Origin of the sequence: Butyricicoccus sp. (assembly GCF_050872565.1) — a bacterium.
In the GTDB taxonomy this organism is placed as follows: Bacteria; Bacillota; Clostridia; order Oscillospirales; family Butyricicoccaceae; genus Butyricicoccus_A.
Map to the genome: position 1 here is coordinate 1 of NZ_JBNMHC010000143.1, position 5,415 is coordinate 5,415.

The window sequence follows — 5,415 nt, forward strand, 5'->3', positions numbered from 1 at the left end:
CTCGCCGTACAGGCGGGAGCGGATATGCTGCTGGAACCGTCCGATGTGGACGCCGTATATCAGGCACTGTTTCAGGCGGTGTCCGACGGCAAGCTGACCGAGCAGCGCATTGATGAGAGCGTACAGCGCATTCTGACCGCGAAGATCGACGGCGGATTAATTGCCTAAACCAACCGAACAGAGGATACAATTTGCGAGATTGTATCCTCTTTTTTTCTGTGTATTCTTGACAAATGCGCGGGAAGCGGATAAGATGAAATAGGAATAGATAAAATACAAGAGAATAGAGAGCGCTGGTCTGTTCGGTGCGGGGATCATAGAGCTGAAATAAGAGATAGGTTTTCAGGTCTTTTCTGTGCGCACAAAATCACAGATCGGTACGGTGTGAGCAGAAGAATAGAGAACAGATCCTTCTGCTTTTTTCATGCAACAAAATGCAGGAAAATGAGGGAGAATGGGAAGCTGAAACAACAGAAGGCCTGTATACAGACAGGCACACAATGAGGGAGGAACTTGTTATGTACACCATTCAGGGAAAAGGCGTCTCCGGCGGCGTGGCAAATGGTCCGCTGTGTTTTTATCGACGTGGAGCGCATGACATCGCAAAACATGAGATTACAGATACAGAAGCGGAAAAGCAGCGCTTTGAATCGGCTCGACAGACCGCGATGGAGCAGCTCAAGGAGCTGTATGAAAAGGCACTCGCAGAAGTAGGCGAAGAGGGTGCCGAGCTGTTTGAAGCGCATCAGATGATGCTGGACGACCTCGACTATGTAGAGGGCATTCAGGACTTGATTGACGGCGAGCAGGTCAACGCCGAATATGCCGTTTCGCAGATTGCCGAGCAGTTTGCGCAGATGTTCGCTTCGATGGACGACAGCTACATGCAGGCGCGCGCCGCTGACGTCAAGGATATTTCCAACCGCGTGATTGGCATCTTGAGCGGTGCGGCAGCAGGCGGCATTGATTCCGATGTGCCGGTCATTCTGGCAGCGGACGATTTGGCTCCGTCTGAGACCGTGCAGCTGGATAAGTCCAAGATTTTGGGCTTTGTCACACAGGGCGGCTCCGGCAACAGTCATACGGCGATTCTGGCGCGCACGATGGGTATTCCAGCTGTCATCGGCACCGGCGATGCGCTCAAGGAAGAGTATGAGGGCAAGACCGCATGGATTGACGGCGAGACCGGCGAGCTGTTTGTCGAAGCGGATGAAATGACCCATGAGCGTCTGAGCAAGAAGCACGCCAAGCAGCGCGCCATGAAGGAGCTCATGGATCAGCTCAAGGGCAAGGAAAATGTGACGATTGATGGCCGCAAGGTCATGGTATACTGCAATATCGGCTCTCCGGACGACGTCGATCAGGTGCTCGCCAACGATGGCGGCGGCATCGGTCTGTTCCGATCCGAGTTCCTGTACTTGCAGAACAACGATTATCCGACCGAGGAACAGCAGTTCCAGGCATATAAGACGGTTGCCGAGCGCATGGGCGGCAAGCGCGTCATCATCCGCACACTGGACATCGGTGCGGACAAGCAGGCGGATTACTTCCAGCTGGCACATGAGGAAAACCCGGCGATGGGTCTGCGTGCCATTCGTATCTGTCTGACCCGTCCGGAGGTCTTTAAGACCCAGCTGCGCGCGCTGTACCGCGCATCGGCTTACGGCAAGATTGCCATCATGTTCCCGATGATTACGTCTGAGTGGGAAGTGCTGGAAATCAAGCGCATTTGCGAGGGCGTCAAGGCAGAGCTTCGCAAGGAGGAGCAGCCGTTTGATGAGAACATCGAGCTGGGTATCATGATTGAGACCCCGTCCGCTGTTATGATGTCGGATCGTCTGGCAAAGCTCGTGGACTTCTTCTCTGTCGGCACCAACGACTTGACCCAGTACACCCTGGCGACTGACAGACAGGGCGGCAATCTGGATCGCTTTTTTGATGCCCATCATCCGGCAGTCCTGCGCATGATTAAGATGGCGGCAGACAATGCCCATAAGGCTGGCATCTGGATCGGCATCTGCGGCGAGCTTGGCGCAGATACGTCGCTGACAGAGACCTTTATGGCACTCGGCGTGGACGAATTGAGTGTTTCTCCGTCCGCTGTCCTGCCGCTTCGCTCGACCATCCGCGCAATTAACACCGCGGAAAACAGCGAGAGCATTCTCGAAGAGCTGCTGAGATAAAGATACAATGTCAAATAGACACGAGGAATTTGTGTGTCCGAAAAGGACGCCGCCGGAACTGATAGAAAAGCTGAAACAAACGGTTGCAGTTGAAGAAATCACAGAAGAAGAGGCGGATCCGATTTATTTGAGAATAACGAGATACAATTTTTATCATTCTTGGAGCGAAAAACCGGATACACTACAAATCTTTCGCGTGTTACAAGATCATAAGAGCAAAATATATTATGATGATGCTGCACAAATCGGTATCACAGATATTGTGGCTATCTTTGAAACAGAGCTGGGACTTGTGGAATCGAATTGTCCTTTGCTACAAACGCATTTACTGATTTGGCGAGGGATAGATGCTTGCGAATGCTATGCAGGCAGTGAGGAATTGACAGCGTATTTGATGTATCTTGATACGTGAAAAGATGAATATTTGACGGAATAGAAGACCTGCCGCTGCTGCGGCAGGCTCTTTTTTATGTTATACTGAGACAAGACAACAGAAAGAAGGCGAAAGCATGAATATAACGGTTTATTTGGGGGCAAACGAAGGAAATGATCCGGCACTAAAACAGGCCGTGCGGGAGCTGGGTACATGGATTGGCGAGAGCGGAAATGACTTGGTATACGGCGGCTCGAAAGTCGGATTGATGGGAATCATTGCCGAGAGCGTGCTGCACGCTGGCGGAACAGTCACCGGTGTCGAGCCGCGCTTTTTTGTGGAAAAAGAGCTGCAATACGATGCCGTGACCCATCTCATTGTCACAGAGACCATGGCACAGCGCAAGACCAAGATGATTGAGTTGGGCGATGCGTTTATTGCGATGCCGGGCGGCACAGGAACGCTGGAGGAAATCACAGAGGTCATGTCGCTGCTGGCACTGGATCGGCTGGATGCTCCGTGCATTCTCTATAACCTGCGCGGATATTATGACAGCTTGCAGCAGCTGCTGGAGCGCATGATTGCGGCAGACCTGTCCAGCGAGTACCGGCAGAGAAAGATTTATTTTGTGAAAAATCTGGAAGAACTGCAAAAAGTACTGGATTCTTGCTTATCTTGCTGAAGCGGCGGGGGATACCGTTGCGCCGTTCCGGTATTTGAGATATAATAAGCAGGTATACGAACAAAGAACACGAAGGATAGCATTCGTGAGGAGGAAGCATATATGAAAGTAGCAGCAGCAGTAAAAGACGGTGTGATTGCACCGGCACTCAATGAGAGCACGGAAGTGATTATTGTCACCGAAGAAAATGGTCAGCCGGTATCCAAGGAAGTCATTTCGCTGGACGGCGCAGGCATCACCAGCGTGTTGTTCAAGCTGTCCATGCAGAATATTGATGTCATGCTGGCGGGCGAAGTCGGCACGGCATTGCAGGAGACCCTGCGCATGATTGGTATGCAGGTGCTGCCGGGATGTCAGGGCGATGCTGTCGAGTGCATTGCCGGTCTGTTGGCAGGCGAACAGGTCGGCGATCCGTCCAAGATTGTCATTCCGGAAGAGGATGAGGACGACCCGATGCACTGTATGCATGACTGTGCGAAGTGCATGGCGGACTGCGGCGACCGTCCGGAGGGCAAGCAGTAACATGGCAGTATGCGGACGATTTGCCCCGACGCCGAGCGGACGCATTCATCTGGGCAATATTCTGTGTGCCATGCTGTCTTGGCTGTCAGTTCGGTCCAAACAGGGCAAGTATCTCCTGCGCATAGAAGATTTGGATGCCATGCGCTGCCCGCGTTCACTGGCGGATCAAATCGAAGAGGACTTGCAGTGGTTTGGCATCGACTGGGATGACGGCGGCAGCGCAGGCGGCGAACAGTGGTATCAGAGCAGCCGCACGGAAATCTATGACAAATATTTTGAGATGCTCAAAGATAAGGGCTTGCTGTACCCGTGCTTTTGCAGCCGCGCTGAGCTGCACACCGCACAGGCACCGCATCGTTCCGATGGCACGTATATCTATGCGGGCACCTGCCGCAATTTAACGTTGGAGCAAATCGCGGAAAAATCCAAACGCCGTCCGCCTGCTTGGCGGGTGCGCGTGCCGGATCGCGTGGTGTCGTTCACAGACGGCTGTCAGGGCGTGTACACGGAGAATTTGGCGCAGGACTGCGGAGATTTCATCATTCGGCGGTCTGACGGCGTGTATGGCTATCAATTGGCGGTTGTCGTGGATGACGGAGAGATGGGCGTGACAGAGGTTGTGCGCGGCAGCGATTTGCTCAATTCCACGCCGCGGCAGATGTATCTGTATGAACAGCTGGGCTTTCCCATTCCTCAGTTTTATCATATGCCGCTGCTCACCGCGCCGGACGGCAGACGGCTGTCCAAGCGGGATGGAGATTTGGATCTGGGCGTGCTGCGCGAAAGATTCGGCCGTCCGGAACCGATTGTCGGCATGTTGGCGAAGGCGGCAGGACTGCGCCCGACTGCGGAGCCGGTCGCTCTGCATGAGCTGATTGCCGATTTTTCGTGGGACAAGATACCAAAACAAGATATTGCTTTGCCGGAGGAGATCCTACTGTGATCCCTCCGGTTTTTTGTCTGTTTTTTTCGTGAATTTCCACAATTATTTTGCAAGTAATTCTGTTTGATGGTATAATAATCACGGAAACGCGGCGTCTGTCGGAAAAACAACGGCGTGCCGCGCACAGAAATGAGAAAACCGCGAGGTATGGGCGGTGCTTTTCAGGAAAAGTGAGGAATCAAGCAGTATGTCAAGAGAGAGAAACAAGATTATTGCAGCCCTGCTGGGCACGGCGGTTGTTGTCGTTGTGCTTGCAGTCGCTATGTTCGTTGGACTCAGCAAGAATGGCTCGACAGAGACCATCACATCCGAGCAGATCGCCGTTGGCGAGGATCATATGCTGGCAGTAGATGCCGGCGGCGCGGTCTATGCTTGGGGGCACAACAATAAGGGCGAATTGGGCAATTCCAATTGCGACAATCAGTCCAAGCCGGTCAAGGCAGTTAAAATCTCCGGCAAAGTCACACAGGTAGCGGCGGGAGATGAGCTGTCGTTTGCACTGTGCAAAGACGGAGACCTCTATGCTTGGGGCGATGACACCAGCTATCAGATGGGCGATGGCGACAACACTAGCCGCATGGAGCCGAAAAAAGTCAACACAGATATTGCGATGATCGCCGCTGGCAGCAAACATGCGCTGGCGATTGACACCAATGGTTCGCTGTATGTCTGGGGCAGAAATAAAAACGGTGCACTGGGTATTGCGGATTCC

The 5,415-nt window shown here is 52.9% G+C and carries 7 protein-coding genes; all 7 read left to right on the plus strand.

The window, feature by feature from the left end:
- Positions 1-168: glycoside hydrolase family 3 N-terminal domain-containing protein (locus tag ACR0P9_RS07065; RefSeq protein WP_432618678.1), on the plus strand; the 168-nt coding region annotated here is incomplete at its 5' end.
- A 350-nt stretch (positions 169-518) separates the two neighbouring features.
- Positions 519-2,183, plus strand: a complete 1,665-nt coding sequence (gene ptsP / locus ACR0P9_RS07070) for a phosphoenolpyruvate--protein phosphotransferase (RefSeq protein WP_432618666.1) — start codon at positions 519-521, stop codon at positions 2,181-2,183.
- Between the two features lie 7 nt (positions 2,184-2,190).
- Positions 2,191-2,595 (plus strand): hypothetical protein, encoded by a 405-nt coding sequence (locus ACR0P9_RS07075; protein WP_432618668.1) that lies wholly within the window; start codon positions 2,191-2,193, stop codon positions 2,593-2,595.
- A 97-nt stretch (positions 2,596-2,692) separates the two neighbouring features.
- Positions 2,693-3,238 (plus strand): TIGR00730 family Rossman fold protein, encoded by a 546-nt coding sequence (locus tag ACR0P9_RS07080; RefSeq protein WP_432618670.1) that lies wholly within the window; start codon positions 2,693-2,695, stop codon positions 3,236-3,238.
- Positions 3,239-3,340: 102 nt separating this feature from the next.
- On the plus strand, positions 3,341-3,760 hold the full coding sequence (locus tag ACR0P9_RS07085) for a hypothetical protein (protein ID WP_432618672.1): 420 nt from the start codon (positions 3,341-3,343) through the stop codon (positions 3,758-3,760).
- A 1-nt stretch (position 3,761) separates the two neighbouring features.
- The gene (gene gluQRS, locus ACR0P9_RS07090) at positions 3,762-4,703 is read left to right on the plus strand and encodes a tRNA glutamyl-Q(34) synthetase GluQRS (RefSeq protein WP_432618674.1); all 942 of its coding nucleotides are present in this window, start codon (positions 3,762-3,764) and stop codon (positions 4,701-4,703) included.
- 187 nt (positions 4,704-4,890) lie between these two features.
- A partial coding sequence (locus ACR0P9_RS07095; RefSeq protein WP_432618676.1) for an RCC1 domain-containing protein occupies positions 4,891-5,415 on the plus strand: 525 nt, incomplete at its 3' end.